11 protein-coding genes and 5 pseudogenes are annotated in these 15,872 nt (G+C 63.5%); 13 read left to right on the top strand and 3 right to left on the bottom strand.

All coding sequences use genetic code 11. The annotated features are described in order from the left end of the window. Positions 1-28 precede the first annotated feature (28 nt). Complete coding sequence (locus tag BO226_RS22145) at positions 29-853, bottom strand: IclR family transcriptional regulator (RefSeq protein ID WP_060650768.1); 825 nt, start codon at positions 851-853, stop codon at positions 29-31. 198 nt (positions 854-1,051) lie between these two features. Between BO226_RS22145 and BO226_RS28220 the strand changes: the two are divergent. From BO226_RS28220 to BO226_RS22090, 12 genes and pseudogenes are all read left to right on the top strand, one after another. Beyond that, positions 1,052-1,334, top strand: a pseudogene (locus BO226_RS28220) (IS21 family transposase); the annotation flags it as partial. Then, positions 1,325-1,432 (top strand): annotated as a pseudogene (locus BO226_RS27305) (ATP-binding protein); the annotation flags it as partial. The pseudogenes BO226_RS28220 and BO226_RS27305, both read left to right, overlap by 10 nt. 441 nt (positions 1,433-1,873) lie before the next feature. Then, positions 1,874-2,413, top strand: a pseudogene (locus BO226_RS28785) (general stress protein). A 3-nt stretch (positions 2,414-2,416) separates the two neighbouring features. After that, positions 2,417-4,297 carry a molecular chaperone DnaK gene (gene dnaK, locus BO226_RS22130; protein ID WP_071936084.1) on the top strand — a complete coding sequence of 627 codons (1,881 nt, stop codon included), beginning with the start codon at positions 2,417-2,419 and terminating at the stop codon, positions 4,295-4,297. Between the two features lie 8 nt (positions 4,298-4,305). Beyond that, the gene (locus tag BO226_RS22125) at positions 4,306-4,830 is read left to right on the top strand and encodes a nucleotide exchange factor GrpE (protein ID WP_071936083.1); all 525 of its coding nucleotides are present in this window, start codon (positions 4,306-4,308) and stop codon (positions 4,828-4,830) included. Between the two features lie 5 nt (positions 4,831-4,835). After that, entirely contained in the window at positions 4,836-5,762 is a 927-nt protein-coding gene (locus BO226_RS22120; RefSeq protein WP_071936082.1) for a DnaJ C-terminal domain-containing protein, read from the top strand. Further along, positions 5,759-6,088: a chaperone modulator CbpM gene (locus tag BO226_RS22115; protein ID WP_005259200.1), complete on the top strand. Its 330-nt coding sequence runs from the start codon at positions 5,759-5,761 to the stop codon at positions 6,086-6,088. Before BO226_RS22120 ends, BO226_RS22115 begins: the two co-directional genes overlap by 4 nt. Beyond that, entirely contained in the window at positions 6,070-8,700 is a 2,631-nt protein-coding gene (clpB, locus tag BO226_RS22110) for an ATP-dependent chaperone ClpB (RefSeq protein ID WP_071936081.1), read from the top strand. The genes BO226_RS22115 and clpB overlap by 19 nt, the downstream gene beginning before the upstream one ends. 14 nt (positions 8,701-8,714) lie before the next feature. Next, on the top strand, positions 8,715-9,167 hold the full coding sequence (trxA, locus tag BO226_RS22105) for a thioredoxin (protein ID WP_029540149.1): 453 nt from the start codon (positions 8,715-8,717) through the stop codon (positions 9,165-9,167). Next, positions 9,164-9,430: a UBP-type zinc finger domain-containing protein gene (locus BO226_RS22100; protein WP_071936080.1), complete on the top strand. Its 267-nt coding sequence runs from the start codon at positions 9,164-9,166 to the stop codon at positions 9,428-9,430. The genes trxA and BO226_RS22100 overlap by 4 nt, the downstream gene beginning before the upstream one ends. Then, a pseudogene (locus BO226_RS22095) lies at positions 9,408-11,134 on the top strand (FAD-dependent oxidoreductase). Before BO226_RS22100 ends, BO226_RS22095 begins: the two are co-directional and overlap by 23 nt. Before the next feature lie 13 nt (positions 11,135-11,147). Continuing rightward, positions 11,148-11,588 (top strand): DUF1931 family protein, encoded by a 441-nt coding sequence (locus BO226_RS22090; RefSeq protein WP_198040675.1) that lies wholly within the window; start codon positions 11,148-11,150, stop codon positions 11,586-11,588. Between the two features lie 839 nt (positions 11,589-12,427). Here the strand turns inward: BO226_RS22090 and BO226_RS22085 are convergent. Further along, on the bottom strand, positions 12,428-13,072 hold the full coding sequence (locus tag BO226_RS22085; protein ID WP_232238010.1) for an ATP-binding protein: 645 nt from the start codon (positions 13,070-13,072) through the stop codon (positions 12,428-12,430). Between the two features lie 545 nt (positions 13,073-13,617). On the opposite strand from BO226_RS22085, the pseudogene BO226_RS28215 reads away from it, so the two are divergent. Continuing rightward, positions 13,618-13,815 (top strand): annotated as a pseudogene (locus BO226_RS28215) (phosphatidylserine/phosphatidylglycerophosphate/cardiolipin synthase family protein); the annotation flags it as partial. 262 nt (positions 13,816-14,077) lie between these two features. On the opposite strand, the gene BO226_RS22075 reads toward BO226_RS28215, so the two are convergent. After that, a complete protein-coding gene (locus tag BO226_RS22075; RefSeq protein ID WP_071936078.1) occupies positions 14,078-15,721 on the bottom strand; it encodes a flavin-containing monooxygenase in 1,644 nt (547 codons plus the stop codon). Positions 15,722-15,872: the final 151 nt, after the last annotated feature.

The following is a 15,872-nucleotide window of genomic DNA, read 5'->3' as shown; positions in this document are numbered from 1 at the left end:
CGGTTGTGTCGTGCGGTTGATACAGATGTCAGGACGCTCGGGGACAGCTACCGACCGGCTCCAGCGATGGGTGGTTCCGGGATTCGAGTGGAACGATGTCCGCCGCCTCGGCAATAGAGCGAGTGATCTTGTTGGCGGCAGCGATCACAGCACGCTCGAGTTGAGCTCGCCGCGAAGCGAATCGGGTGGCCGGAACACTTATGCTCACTGCAGCAACCACCGAACCCATGTCGTCTCGTACCGGTGCGGCGACACAGTGCACCTCCGACACCGTCTCGCCCATGTCCACCGCGACACCAGCCGTGCGAGTCATTTCGAGAGCATCGGCGAGCGCATGCGGACTCGTAGTCGTCGACGGTGTCAATCGACGTAACGGACGCGCTGTCAAGTACCGCTGTAATTCAGTCTTGTCGAGTTGCGCGAGCAGGACCTTGCCCACAGCTGTGGAGTGGGCATCGAGCCGGGTGCCCACTCGAGCCCCCTGCACGGTGATGTTGTGCGTACCGATCACCTTGTCGACGTAGAGGACACTCCAGCGTTCCATGATGGCCAGGTGTGTCGTTTCTCCATAGTTTTCGACCAGCTCTTCCAACACAGGAGCGGAACAGGACCGTACGTCCACAGTGCTGCGGAGTGTTTCCCCCAATTCGACGATGCGCCAGCCGAGCCGGTATCGGCCGCGATTCCGGCACTGCAACAACCCGGTGTCGACGAGACTGGCCAGCAATGCATGAGCACTCGACCGGGGCACGTCGATGGCCGCTGCAACTTCGGAAACACCCCATTCCGGACGCTGAACTGTGAACAGATCGAGCACCGGACCAATCTTTTGCACTGTTTGCAGACCAGCCACGCCGACAGCCACCTTTCAAAGTTCAATCTGGATGACGGTTGAGCAACCCCGTCGCATCGCTGTGAGGTGGAACACTAGGTGGCCGAGCAGAGAACGAACATGTCCTGAAGCGCACGAATGAATGACCTCGAGCGCACGAGTTCACGACCGACAGCCACCAACCGCGACCTTCGATCCCCCGAGGCGCACAGATACCTGTGGCGCGAGTTGATCGCGGTCTGGTTCCCCGAAGTGGTGGACCCGGCGGCGCGGGCGGTGACCTGGCCGGCGATCGCCGCCCACCACACCTGGATCGAAGGCCAGCTCGACGAGTCGGTGACTCGTAGCAACGATCGCCCAACGACTGCGCGACGACCACGGTGTCCCGGTATCGGAATCAACTGTGCGTCGCTATATTTCGGCGCGATTCGCCGATCGGGTCGCGGCGTCGAAAGCCACGATGCCCCGCGGAGCGGTCCCGCCGGACGACGAAGGTCAGGTCGGGTCTTCGGTGATCAGGCCGTCGCCGCCGCGATGATCGACCGGATCGTCCATCACGCCGACGTGTTGACGCTCGAAGGTGCCGGCTACCGCCTTTGAGGACGCGGAATCGACAGTCTTCCCAGGATCAGAATGGAGAATTAGGCAGACTAGCCACACACCGACACGGTGGTCTCGTTCTCCATCGTCGCATCGGCCTCGAATTCAAGCATTGTCGACACTCGACTCCCGTTTTGCTCTCTTCGTCCCATCCGCACACTTCTCTCCAATCAGCAGGGTTACGACCAATACTTGAACCCGCCGCGTCGATTCCCCCATTCCATGACGGTAGGCACCGTTCTGGGCGATACTGAGAAGTGCCCCGGACCGAGTAGAGGCCAGGTACATGCAGGACTCACGCGATCTTGACGCGACGATTCTCACTGCGGCCGAACCGCATCGGATGACACTGGGACTGCCCCTACGCAAAACCCCAGGCATCCGCGGCAGCGGCACCACACGGAGATATTCTGGCCGGCCAACCCATCAGGCAGGGAGGTGATGTCAGAGTCCAGTGGCGGGACTACCACGGTACGTCCGCACCGATCTGCCCCTCAAATATAGTAACGTTCGCCAACTTCGCCGAAACTGGAAACGCCGTCGACGACCTCTCCGGCCAGCATTTCGCAGTAGGCAAACTAGCCATCGTGCGCCGGGACATCGAGCCGGTCGAATAGGTCATCGGCACACTGAACTACCGCTGGGCCGCGCCCGCGCCGCCGCGGGCGCGTGGACAGCTACACCATTAGGCTGGATCTTTGGATTACTCCACATCTTTGGATTACTCCACCGAGGCCGGCCGCCGCGCACAGGCCTCGATCTCAGCTTCTACGCGCCGATCTTCGGTGCCGTTGTCGGCGCTCCGTTCGGCCTGCTCATGCACGCATCACAGGACAGGGCAGCCAGCGCGAGTTAACCTCGTTCCCAAGTCCTTACGACCATGTCCCTACACAACCACGGCACTCCGAAGTCCTCGCCGACGTCGAAGTCGCGGACCGAGCCGTCCGCCGACTCACCGGCCGGACCAATCGAAAGGAATGAATCATGGCAACTGCGGTAGGCATCGACTTGGGCACCACCAACTCGGTCATCGCAAGCTGGCAAGGCGGCGAACCGGTGGTGATCTCCAATGTCGAGGGTGCGCGGACGACGCCGTCGGTGGTGGCATTCACCGATAGCGGCGAGCGCCTGGTGGGTCAGCTGGCCCGACGACAGGCGATCCTGAACCCGAAGGGCACGATCTACTCGGCGAAACGCTTCATCGGACGTCATTTCGACGAGATCTCCGAGGAGGCCAAAGCGGTCAGCTTCGACGTCGTACCGGGCGACAACGGTGAGGCACGATTCGACGTGCGAGGTAAGAAGTACGCACCAGAGGAGATCAGTGCCCTGGTGCTGCGCAAACTCGTCGACGACGCCAGCAAGTTCCTTGGCGAGAAGGTCAAGGAAGCGGTCATCACCGTTCCGGCCTACTTCAACGACGCGCAGCGCAACGCCACCAAGGACGCCGGCCGGATCGCGGGCCTCGAGGTCCTGCGGATCATCAACGAGCCGACCGCGGCGGCATTGGCGTACGGCATGGACAAACAGACCCACGAGACCGTACTGGTCTTCGACCTCGGCGGCGGCACGTTCGATGTGAGCCTGCTCGATGTCGGCGAGGGAGTAGTCGAGGTTCGTTCCACGGCCGGCGACTCCCACCTCGGCGGAGACGATTTCGACCGGCGCCTGGTGGACTACCTCGCCGACGAATTCCAGCGTGCGGAGAATATCGATCTGCGCAAGGATGCGCAGGCATTGCAGCGCCTCTTCGAGGCCGCGGAGAAAGCCAAGGTCGAGTTGTCCTCGGTGACACAGGCCCAGGTCAACTTGCCCTTCGTCACCGCTGACGCGAACGGTCCCAAGCACCTCACCACCACGATCATGCGATCGAAGTTCGAGGATTTGACGGCGGATCTGGTGGAACGCTGCCTCGGTCCGGTAAAGCAGGCGATGAGTGACGCCAAGGTCACCGCCAACGACATCGACGAGGTGATCCTGGTCGGTGGTTCGACACGTATTCCGGCGGTGCAGGCGCTGGTTCGCCGGCTCACCGGCGGTAAGGACCCCCACATGGGCGTCAACCCGGACGAGGTCGTGGCGCTCGGTGCCGCAGTCCAGGCGGGCGTGCTCAAAGGTGAGGTCTCCGACGTACTGTTGCTCGACGTCACCCCACTGTCCCTCGGCGTCGAGACGCAGGGCGGGGTAATGACCAAGATCATCGAGCGCAACACGACGATCCCCGCCCGACGCAGCGAAGTGTTCTCCACAGCGGAAGACAATCAGTCCGCCGTGGACGTCGTAGTCCTGCAGGGCGAACGCGAACGCGCCGCCGACAACCGGGTGCTGGGCCGGTTCCGGCTGGAAGACATCCGACCTGCGCCACGTGGCGAGGCGCAGGTCGAAGTCACATTCGATATCGATGCCAACGGCATTCTCAACGTCACCGCCCGTGACAAGGACACCGGCAAGGAGCAGAGCATCACGATCAGCGAACAGGGCAACCTCGACCAGAGCGAGGTCGAGCGCATGCTCGCCGAGGCCGAACGGAACCGGCGTGAGGACGAGGAGCTGCGCAAGGCGGTCGACGCACGTAACGCCCTCGATTCGGTTGCCTACCAGGTGGAACGGCGACTCGCCGAACTGGGTGACAGTGCGCCACCGCACGACAAGGCGCGGGCCGAGATGTTGATCGCCGACGCGAGGAAGGCTGTAGAAGACGGTGCTCCACCCTCGGAGGTAGAGCCACTGACCTCGGAGCTGCAGCAGTTGCTCTACGGGCTTGCAGCGGTTCAAAACGGCGGCGAGGGATACCAGACCGGCGGTAGAGACGCTGCGTCGTCGGATGACGACGACGTGATCGACGCCGAGTTCGATCGGAGCTGAGGCACCTGATGGACAGATCTGCTGATCATTCGACGACCGAGCAGGCTACCGACCGTACTGACACGGACCAGACCGAGACGAGGCCGGATCACACCGATACCGAAGCCAAGCTGGCTCAACTCGAGGACCGCTGGCGCAGAGCACTCGCAGATCTGGACAACCTGCGCAAGCGGTATGCCAAAGATCTCGACCGTGAACGCGCCACGGAGACAGCGAGGGTATCGGCGGCGTGGCTGCCTGTCCTGGACAACTTGGAGCTCGCGCTGGCCCATGCGGATAGCGATACTCAGGCCGTCGTCGAGGGTGTGAAGGCAATCCGGGACCAAGCGGTGCAGATACTGTCACGGCTCGGCTTCGAGCGCCACGACGAGGTCGGTGTGCCGTTCACCCCGGAACTCCACGAAGTAGTCAGTGTGGTGACCCAACCCGACCTTCCCTCCGGAACCGTGATCGAGGTCTTGCGGCCAGGTTACGGAGAAAACGGACAGCAGTTGCGTCCCGCCACCGTGGTCGTCAGCCGACCTGAGGAGTGAGCGCCATGGCGCGTGACTACTACGAAGCGCTCGGGGTCCCGCGCAGCGCCGACACCGACGAAATCCAGCAGGCCTACCGCCGACTTGCCCGCAAATATCACCCCGACATCAACAAAGACCCCACTGCGGAAGACAAGTTCAAAGAGATCAACGAGGCCTACCAAGTGTTATCCGACCCGGACACCCGGAAACGCTACGACCGATTCGGGGACGACTTCCGGCGTGTGCCCGAGGACTACGACGAACGGGTCCGGGCAAGCGCCGGTGGGTACGGCGGCGGGTTCGGCGGCGGTGGGGGCGGGGGCAGAAGGGTGCACTTCGGTCACGGTGTCGGTGGCGAGGGCGGCGTCGACTTCGAGGACCTCTTCGGGCAGATGTTCGGCGGCGGTGGCGGGTACGGGCCGATTCCCGGCGCCGATCAGGAAGCGGAACTGGAACTGCCCCTGGAAGAGGCGTATCGGGGCGGCAAACGCACTCTCAGACTGGACGGCCGGCAGTACGACGTCGACATTCCGGCCGGTGTCCTGGACGGCCAGCGAATCCGGCTGGCCGGGCAAGGCGGCCGGGGCAACGGCGGCGCACCGCCCGGGGATCTGTACCTCGTGGTGCGGATCAAGCCGCATCCCCGGTTCCGCGTCCAGGGCCGGGACATCTACGTCGACCTGCCCGTATCGCCATGGGAGGCGGTCCTCGGGTCGACCGTCGTCGTTCCCACCCCGGGTGGCGAGGCGAAAGTCAAAGTGGTGCCGGGCTCGTCGACGGGACGGAAGCTTCGCCTGCGCGGAGAAGGAATGCCCAATCCGCGGGGCGCCAACGGCAACCTCTACGCCGAAATCAAGGTGATGGTGCCGCCGAAACCGACAGCACGCGAACGCGAGCTGTTCGAGCAGTTGGCCACCGAATCGAACTTCGATCCGAGGAAAGACACATGAGCACCCCGACCCCGGTCACCCAGTACGTATTGGTTCGCCGTGCCGGTTTGTCACCAGATGCCTTCGCCGAACGTACCGGGCTGCACCCCGACCTGGCACGAAAGCTTGTGGCTCTCGGCCTGCTCGACGCCCACCGCGACGCCGGCGGCGAGATGTCGTTCGAACCATCCGAAGTGGTCCACGCCGCCCGCATCCAACGGCTGCGGACCGGCCTGGGCCTGAACTACTCGGCAATCGGGCTCGTGCTCGATCTGCTGGATCGAATCGAGAAACTCGAAGCAGCTTCCCGCAGAAGGAGGACACCCCCATGGACACCGGCAGCCTGACTGAAAAGTCACGAGAAGCCCTGCAGGAAGCCCAGAACGTCGCGACCAGAATGGGTCACACCGAGGTCGACGGAGAGCACCTGCTGCTCGCGTTGGTCGATCAGCAGGAAGGGTTGGTACCCCGACTGCTCGAGCAGGCCGGCGCGAACGTCGATGCCCTACGCTCCGATCTGGAACGTGAACTGTCGCGTAGGCCGAAGGTCAGCGGCCCCGGCGCGACACCCGGTCAGGTGACGATCACCCAGCGCCTGGCCAAACTGCTCGACGCCGCCGAACGAGAGGCAAAGCGACTCAAGGATTCCTACGTGTCGGTGGAGCATCTCGTGATGGCCCTCTCCGAGGAGGGGTCGACCAGTGCGGCCGGACGGGTTCTCACCAGTCATGGGGTCACACGAGACGCCTTCCTCACGGCGCTGACGAAAGTGCGCGGCAACCAGCGCGTCACCTCGGCCACCCCGGAGGGGGCGTACGAGGCGCTCGAGAAGTACGGACGCGACCTCGTCTCCGAGGGCCGCGCAGGCAAACTCGATCCGGTCATCGGGCGAGACGCCGAAATCCGCAGGGTAACGCAGATCCTGAGCCGGAAAACGAAGAACAATCCGGTGCTGATCGGCGACCCCGGCGTCGGCAAGACCGCGATCGTCGAGGGACTCGCCCAGCGGATCGTCCGCGGCGACGTGCCCGAGGGCCTACGCGACAAGACGATCTTCTCGCTCGACATGGGTTCCCTGGTGGCCGGCGCGAAGTACCGCGGCGAGTTCGAGGAACGGCTGCAGGCGGTGCTGTCCGAGGTGAAAGCGGCCGAGGGGCGCATCCTGTTGTTCGTCGACGAGTTACACACCGTCGTCGGCGCAGGATCGGTCGGCGGCGAGGGATCTCTCGACGCCGGCAACATGCTCAAACCGATGCTCGCCCGCGGCGAACTGCACATGATCGGTGCCACCACTCTCGACGAGTATCGCAAGCACATCGAATCCGATGCAGCATTGGAGCGTCGATTCCAGACCGTTCTCGTCGACGAGCCCAGTGCCGAGGATGCAATCTCGATTCTGCGCGGACTTCGAGAACGCCTCGAGGTGTTTCACGGCGTGAAGATCCAGGACGGCGCACTGGTGGCCGCCGTGACCCTCTCGCACCGGTACATCACCGACCGTTTCCTTCCGGACAAGGCGATCGACCTGGTAGATGAAGCGTGCGCCCGGCTACGAACCGAAATCGACTCGATGCCCGCCGAACTCGACGAACTCACCCGGAAAGTGACCCGGCTGGAGATCGAAGAGGCCGCCCTGTCCAAGGAAACGGACGCCGCCAGCAAGACACGCCTCGAGGAGTTGCGTAAGGAACTGGCCGATCTGCGGGCCGAGACCGACGCCCGGCACGCTCAGTGGGAGGCAGAGCGCCAAGCGATCCGTCGGGTGCAGGAGCTACGGGGAGAGCTGAAACGATTGCGACACGAAGCCGAGGAGGCCGAACGCAATTACGACCTCAATCGGGCCGCCGAGCTGCGATACGGCGAGATCACCGAACTCGAACGCAAACTCAAGGCGGCGGAGGAGCAACTGGCCACCAGGCAAGGCCGCAATCCGTTGCTGCGCGAGGTGGTCACCGAAGACGAGATCGCAGAAATCGTGGCCGCATGGACGGGTATCCCGGTCGCTCGACTGCAGGAAGGCGAGCGGGAGAAACTGTTGAAGCTCGACGAGATCCTGCACGAGAGAGTCATCGGTCAGGACGAGGCGGTACAACTAGTCGCAGACGCGGTAATCAGAGCAAGGTCGGGTATCCGCGATCCGCGCCGGCCGATCGGTTCGTTCATCTTCCTGGGCCCGACAGGTGTGGGGAAGACCGAACTCGCAAAGACGCTGGCCAGTGCCCTCTTCGACAGCGAAGACAACATGGTGCGCCTGGATATGAGCGAGTACCAGGAACGGCACACGGTGAGCAGACTCATCGGTGCACCCCCCGGGTACGTCGGGTATGACGAGGGGGGTCAGCTCACTGAGGCGGTGCGTCGCAAGCCGTACTCCGTGGTGCTCTTCGACGAGATCGAGAAGGCCCATGCCGACGTCTTCAATACCCTTCTACAGGTGCTCGACGACGGCCGGATCACCGATTCTCAAGGCAGGCAGGTCGATTTCCGGAACACGGTGATCATCATGACCTCGAACATCGGATCCCAGCATCTCCTCGACGGAGTCACAGCGGACGGCGAGATCAAGCCGGACGCCCGGGCGCGGGTGCTGGCGGAACTGCGCGGGCACTTCCGTCCCGAGTTCCTCAACCGGATCGACGACATCGTGTTGTTCACCCCGCTCACGCTGCCCCAGATCGAACATATCGTCGAGCTACAACTCACCGATCTTCGGAACAGATTGTCAGAGAGACAGATACACTTGAATATCACACCGGAAGCACGCCGGCTCATCGCCGAACACGGTTTCGACCCGGTCTACGGTGCACGACCCCTGCGCAGGTATATCGCCCATGAGGTCGAAACCAGGATAGGTCGTGCGCTGTTGCGCGGCGAAATCGAACCGGGCGGCACCATCGATGTCACGGTCGATGACGGCGAACTGTCCGTCGCATATACGGAACCCACCATCGCGGCCTGAGAAGGGGTGTCGTCATGGGATCCGACAAGGTGAAGTGTCCACACTGCGGCAAGGTCAACAGGGTACCGGCGGCCGGGAACGGGAGACCCCGCTGCGGAAATTGCCACGAGCCGCTGCCCTGGATCGCCTCGGCAGGGGATGGTGACTTCGCGGAGGTCGCCGAGAAATCCTCGGTGCCTGTACTCGTTGACCTCTGGGCGACGTGGTGCGCTCCGTGCCGAATGGTCAGCCCCGCGCTCGAGCAGCTCGCCACAGAACGCGCAGGTCAGATCAAGCTCGTCAAGGTTGACGTGGATGCTGCACCCCAGACGGCCGAACGTTTCACCGTCCGTGCCGTTCCGACGCTGCTGGTGATGGACCGAGGTGAGGTACTCGCTCGTCAGGCGGGCGCCGCTCCGGTACCGGTGTTGCGCACATGGCTCGATCAGGCGCTCTCGGAAAAAGCAGGCAAGGAGGCGAACTCATGACTTTTGCCCACGCGGACCCACATGTGATCGCGATCCGGGCCGTGGCGCCCCGCACTCCACAAGGTTGCGAGGAATGTCTTCGCCTCGGCACCCCGTGGGTACATCTGAGGCTGTGCCTGTCGTGCGGACACGTCGGTTGCTGCGACTCCTCGCCGGGCAAGCACGCGAGCGCACACGCTCACGCCCTTGGCCATCCGATCGTCCAGTCGATGGAACCCGGTGAAGATTGGCGTTGGTGTTATGTCGACCAGAATTTCGTCTGACGACGCCCCACGCCTGGGCGACGGTCAGCTCGTCGACGACGAGACTCCGGATACAGTCGGGGCATTCCCGCGGTTGACGGACGCCCAGGTAGCGACGCTCGAGACCGGAGGCACACGTCGATCGGTTCACGCCGGCGAGGTGCTGATTCGAGCGGGCACCCGCAGCAGCGACTTCTTCGTCGTCCTTTCCGGCAAGGTCGCGATCATCGACGAGGGCGCCGAGGACGGTGAGCGTCGGATATTGCGCCTGCACGGTCCGGGCCGATTCCTGGGCGAGCTCGGACTGCTGGAAGGCCAGGTGGCGTTCTTCACCGCCGAAGCGATCGAGGACGGCGAGGTGCTCGTCGTCCCAGCCGAGCGGGTGCGCGAGCTCGTCGCCCACGACCTCGTGCTCAGCGACCTGATCCTGCGCGCCTACCTGATCCGCCGGCACCTACTGATCGGGCTCGGCGCGGGGTTCCGGATCATCGGCTCCTGCTATTCCCCGGACACGTTGCGGCTTCGCGAATTCGCGATGCGCAACCGGCTGCCCCACAAATGGATCGATCTGGAGCAAGACGAACGGGCGGAGCAGCTGCTGCAAAGCCTGGGTGTCGCCCCAGAGGACACTCCCGTCGTGATCTGGCACGGCGAGAAGGTGCTGCGCAATCCGACGAACGCCGAACTCGCCCGCATCGTCGGGCTCCCGGTCCCGGACTCGGTCCCGGACGCAGCGCAGGACGTGTGCGACCTCGTCGTCGTGGGTGCCGGACCGGCCGGTCTGGCCGCGTCCGTGTACGGCGCCTCGGACGGGTTGAACACGGTGACACTGGAGTCGATCGCCGCCGGCGGCCAAGCCAGTACCTCCTCCCGGATCGAGAACTACCTGGGCTTCCCGGCAGGGGTCTCCGGCGCCGAATTGGCCGAGCGCGCCATAATCCAGGCCGGGAAATTCGGCGCCCGCCTCCTGGTGTCGGCGGACGTCGCCGGCCTCGGCTCCGAGGCCGGGCACCATGTGCTCCGGCTGGCGGACGGCGGCGCGGTTCGCGGCCGGGCCGTCGTGCTCGCCACCGGGGCGCGATATCGCAAGTTGGCCGTTCCGGGGATCGAGGCACTGGAGGGGACGAGCGTGTACTACGCCGCGACCCATCAGGAAGCGCGGATGTGCGGCACCGACCCGGTGGCCATCGTCGGCGGCGGAAACTCCGCCGGACAGGCCACCGTCTTCCTCGCCGACCATGTCTCCCACGTTCACCTGCTCATCCGCGGCGGTGACCTCGGAAAGAGCATGTCCCGATACCTGGTCGACCAGATCGAGCGGCATCCGCGGGTGACCGTGCACCGGAACACCGAGATTCGTCAGGTCCACGGCGAGAAATACCTCGAAGAGATTGTGGTCGAGGACAATCGCACGGGCGACCAGGACACGATCCGGGTGCACGCCCTGTTCGTCTTCATCGGGGCGACGCCGCATACCGGGTGGCTGGCCGACACGATCGCACTCGACGACCACGGCTTCGTCCTCACCGGCATGGACGCGGTCCACGCCCGAGGAGACGGCAACCGGCCGATCAGCGCCGGGCTGTCCAGGACGCTCGAAACCAGCCGGTCCGGCCTGTTCGCGGCGGGCGACGTCCGCCGGGCTCGGTGAAACGGGTCGCATCCGCAGTCGGTGAAGGAGCGATGGCGGTACGACAAATCCATGAATACTTCGAAAGGAGCTGACGACATGCCAGTGATGGGCACCGTCAAATTCCAGCGGTTCTTCCGGGCAGCGGCCGGACTACAGGTCGACCGGAACGACCTCAAACGCTATACGGATTTCATCGACGACAAGATCTACGACCTGATCCTGATCGGCAAGGCCTCGGCCAAGGCCAACCTGCGGGACGTGATCGAACCGTGGGACCTGCCGATCACCAAGGGGCTGCAGGAGAACATCCACCGGTTCGAGAAGCTGGACGAAGAAATCGAACTACAGCCCCTGCTCGACCAACTGGCGGCCCGGCCACCCTTGGACGTGGCTCTCTCCGAGGAGACCGAGCAACGACTGCCGCTGATTGCCGGCGGCTTGAGCGTGGCGCTGGCGCGCACTTTCGTCACTGTCCAGCCGGACCGCAAAAACCCCGGGACCGCCGAATGGAACGTCACCTTCGACATCTTCCATCAACTCCTCTGAACCCAGCCAGCGACCGGGCACTGATGGCGGACAAACGTGCCAGACACATCGAGGACGATGTGATCTGGCCGAGATACAAAGGCGGAATGGACCGCTACTCACAAACAACATCTCGTAGATGAAGACGATCAACATCCACGTATCGGTCTTTCCCCCCTGTGGTCGTTGTCGTCGAAGCATGCTGATACATCACCACGTTCATCCGGGCGGAACACCTCTCGTTGCCGCTTCGTCGTCGACCTACATTGCGCCGCTCCGTCAACTCGATCTGTAGCGACATACAGAAGGAGGGGTCACCCCGGGGCGTGCCGCAACTTCACCACCCCGCATAGACACGCTCGATACCCGCTTCCAACATGCACGGGATGCGCGGGCCGGGGACGGACCTACTCGGTCCATGTAGTCGCGTTCACGCACACTTTCTCTCATGAACCGCTGCACCCGCTTCACCGCGACGGGCACCGCATACACCAACCCGACCGAGCACGTCGACGGCTGGAACCGACAAGAGGGATTCCGGGTTCCGTACGCTGTGACCCCGCAACCGCGCCACCATCCCGCGGAGCACCACCGGGCGCCGTACCGCACATCCGCACCTCCCGCGCCCCAGACACCGGTCTTGACCTCGACGAACCTGTCGATATCCGGATCACCCGGCGAACACTGGACAGACTCCGCTTCCACCACGAGAAAGAACAACGCAGCGGCTGCGCAACATGCTCGAAGACTCTCTGCTCGAGGCCTCGAGCACAGTCACCGCAAGCCGCTACGTGCGCGTGTCCCGACAAGAGCTACAGTCATGGTCCTCTCCCCTAATCGCCCCGCCGTCACCGGCATACTCAACCGTGCACCGCGCGCACCTGGCGAACAGGTCGAATAAAGATGCTGGCCCGGTGTTGGACGGTCAACAGCGCCGAGAGCAGGTCCGCGTCGAGGTCCTGCATTTCGTCGATGAACAGGCCGAAGGCGCTGCCCCGAGGTTTGAGTGCGGCGGTGATCGCTTCGACGAGTTCCTCAATGTCGAGGTCGATGTCGCCGCTCGAAGCCGCGGGTTGAGAGGTGCCGACGTTGACGGTGGCCGGCCCGAGGCCGATTTCGACGGAGAATCCGCGGGCCAGCTCGATCAGGGGATCGATGAGCTTCTGAATTTTGTGCTTGCGGCTGTATCGGCGCAAGCCGACAGTCAGTTCCTGGCCCAGTTTGGCGCGCACAGCGGCGGTACCGGCAGCGTTGGGTCGTGCTTCGATGCCGATAGTCAGCCAACCTTCCCGGTCGGCATGTTCGGCGAGAGTGTTCAACAAAGTCGTTTTACCGATTCCACGCAGGCCGGACAGGACCATGCCCCGGTCGTAGTTGCGTCGCTTGCTTCGCGCGACGAGCAAGTCGAACGCCCCGATCTGTTTGTCCCGACCTTCCAGCGCGGGAGGCCGCAATCCTGACCCGGGCTTGAAGGGGTTCAGTTCTAGATCCGTATGGAACAGCATAGAGAGATATGGACTTTTTCCAATACTTTCCCATAAAGTCCCCGATTCACGAGATGACATCAGCTCGGCACGCTCCTGGACGCCCCTCCTGGAGGGCGCGGATCGCCTCACGGATCTGCGAGATCTCGCGCAGAAGTGCCTACCGCCGGAACCATCCGAATCCCGACCGTGCCTGGATACACAGCGCTCAAACCCGTCGCCTGACCCGACTGGAGCGAGGTCGGCGGCGGCGATGCCCCTGGTTGCGGACGGAGCCATTCCCGCTACGCCGACGCCGTAGGCAAAACGAGGTGCCGCAGTGCCCTATACGAGCCCCTGCTCCCTATCAGGGCACTGCGGCACCTCAGTGTCGCAACCGCCACCACCCTCATAGAAGACTTGCCATCCGCACGAACGAATCCTCCGACGCAACCCTTCGCACCCGAAATAAAGCACCCGATCCGGCAGTAACGTCGCCCCCGCAGAACCCCACCCCACACCGACAGGACACACGGCGCTCGTCATCTAGCCCGCGCACCGCATCATCCTTCGCTACCGTGCCGACCGTGGGTACGACCCTGCACGCACCCCACCCCTGGCCACACATCACCGCTACCCTCCGCGGACCCGGTCCCCACCGTGTCGCCATCGCCTACCTCGACCACACCGCCCCCGACCTGCTACCACTGCGCGCCGGGGACCAACTCATCGTCAACGCCGCACGACCCGCCGTCCGCGCGCACGCCACCTCCCCCACCTCCCTCGGACGGATCGCCCGCCTCGATCCCAGCGCCACTGCGAGCCGGCAGTCCGGGATCGAGCCACCCTCCTCGAGGTCGAGGGCTCCGATGCCGATCAGGTCGTAATCACCGTGGAAGTCGTGCGTGTAGTACGGGTTGTCGATCATCGAGATCGTCCTCCTGAGCTATGAGAAAGCGGTAGCAGCGCGTGCTCACCCGATGACATGTGCGTACGCCGCGGTGAGACGAGCAGTGGTCGACCGCAGGGGTCGGATATCCGAGAAGGTCAGCTCAGCTGGAATCCCTTGTAGCCGGCCGCGGCGGCCGCGAGAGTGAGTTCTCGATAGGTGCCGACCCCGCCGGTGTAGGACAGCACGCGGCGAGGTTTTCCGGGAACGTTCGCGCCGTTGTACCAGGAATTGGTCTTCGAGATCAGCGTGGCATTCGCGGTTTCGTCGTGGTGGGCGACCCATTCGCCCTCACCCTCGACGGTCGGTTCGATGACGGTGTACCCGTGCTCACGCATGTGCCGGATGCACTCGGTGATCCATTCGGTCTGTTGCTGCAGACAGGTGGTCATGTTGCACAGAGCCGCGGAGGGGGCGAGTGGGGCACCGGTGGTCAGCATGTTGGGATAGCCGTGCACCATCAGGCCCATCGTCGTGCGGATGTCACGCGACCAGTCGCTCGTGAGCGATCGGTCCTCACGTCCACGGATGTCGATTCGTGTCAGCGCGCCGGATCCCGCATCGAATCCCGTGGCCAGGATGATGACGTCGACTTCGTGCAGCGTGCCGTCGTCCAACAGGATCCCTTCCGGGACGATTCGGCTGATCGGATTGGTGCGCACCCCCACTGCTTCGACATTCGGACGGTGGTAGACCTCGAGATAATTGGTTTCCAGCGGTACCCGGTGTGTACCGAAGCCGTAGTCGGTCGGAATCAACAGTTCACACAGCTTCGGATCCTTCAGTCGCGCACGCATCTTCTCTCGCACGAACTCGGACACCTGCTCACTGACCTCTTCATCGGAGAACACCTCCGCGAAAGAAGCGAGCCAGAGCTTGAGTGAACCGTTGTCATAGATCTCTTCGAGCCTTTTCCGCCGTTGCTCGGGAGTCAGGTCGACCCATGCATGCTCGAAGTCGTATTCGAAGCCACTGAACGTATGCGGCAACGTCGCGCGAAGTTCCTCGAAGCGCTCCTTGTACGCGGCAACATCCCGGTCGTCGTAGGACGGATTCTTCATCGGCAGGGCGTACTGCGGTGTACGGATGAACACCTTCAGATGTTCGACCTTGTCGGCGATGGTCTGGATGACCTGGATCCCGGTGGCGCCGACACCGATCACTGCAACTTTCTTGCCCGCGACATCGGCGCCCTCCTTCGGCCATCGAGAGGTGTGGAAGATCTGGCCGGCGAAGCTTTCCTGACCCTCGAACACCGACGACATCGGTGCCGACAGCATGCCGGCGCAGGTGATCAGGAACTGGGTGGCAATCGTGTCCCCGCGATCGGTGCGCACGATCCATCGCTTCGAGTCCTCGACGTAATGCGCACTGGTGATCGTCGTCGAGAATTGGATGTCGCGACGCAGATCGAGACTGTCGGTCACATAATGCAACCACTGCTCGATCTCGGGTTGGCCGGGGAAACGCTGACTCCAGCTCCAGTTCTTGTACAGCTCATCGGAAAACAGGTACTGGTAGATGTAGGCCTCCGAATCGAATCGAGCGCCCGGATAACGATTCCAGTACCAGGTGCCGCCGACGTCGGAGGCGGTATCGAAGGCGCGCACCCGCAGCCCCAGCTCGCGAAGCTGATGCAGCTGATACAGGCCGGCGACTCCCGCACCGATGATCAACGCGTCCAGCTCGAGTGACACCTCGGTATCAGCAAGTCCGACCGCAGAGGAAGAGTGAGGCGACATGTCCTAGCCTTTCTGTAGTTCAGGTCACATGGAAGCCATCATCGTGATGTGCGCCTCACTCAGCTGTCCCATCTTCGGACACTTCCCGGCTTCGCAGACACGGATATCACCGAGTCCGGCGCCTCTCGCACCGCCAGCACCCCAGCAGAAC

The sequence above is a fragment of the Rhodococcus sp. 2G genome, assembly GCF_001886355.1.
Classification (GTDB): domain Bacteria; phylum Actinomycetota; class Actinomycetes; order Mycobacteriales; family Mycobacteriaceae; genus Rhodococcus; species Rhodococcus pyridinivorans.
The sequence above is the reverse complement of the archived record's forward strand: the minus strand, read 5'-3'. Positions and strand labels throughout refer to the sequence as shown.

Coding starts and splice junctions, on each gene's coding strand:
- dnaK (WP_071936084.1), top strand. CDS start 2,417: ATGGCAACTGCGGTAGGCATCGACTTGGGCACCACCAACTCGGTCATC.
- BO226_RS22125 (WP_071936083.1), top strand. CDS start 4,306: ATGGACAGATCTGCTGATCATTCGACGACCGAGCAGGCTACCGACCGT.
- BO226_RS22120 (WP_071936082.1), top strand. CDS start 4,836: ATGGCGCGTGACTACTACGAAGCGCTCGGGGTCCCGCGCAGCGCCGAC.
- BO226_RS22115 (WP_005259200.1), top strand. CDS start 5,759: ATGAGCACCCCGACCCCGGTCACCCAGTACGTATTGGTTCGCCGTGCC.
- clpB (WP_071936081.1), top strand. CDS start 6,070: ATGGACACCGGCAGCCTGACTGAAAAGTCACGAGAAGCCCTGCAGGAA.
- trxA (WP_029540149.1), top strand. CDS start 8,715: ATGGGATCCGACAAGGTGAAGTGTCCACACTGCGGCAAGGTCAACAGG.
- BO226_RS22100 (WP_071936080.1), top strand. CDS start 9,164: ATGACTTTTGCCCACGCGGACCCACATGTGATCGCGATCCGGGCCGTG.
- BO226_RS22090 (WP_198040675.1), top strand. CDS start 11,148: ATGGGCACCGTCAAATTCCAGCGGTTCTTCCGGGCAGCGGCCGGACTA.
- BO226_RS22085 (WP_232238010.1), bottom strand. CDS start 13,072: ATGCTGTTCCATACGGATCTAGAACTGAACCCCTTCAAGCCCGGGTCA.
- BO226_RS22075 (WP_071936078.1), bottom strand. CDS start 15,721: ATGTCGCCTCACTCTTCCTCTGCGGTCGGACTTGCTGATACCGAGGTG.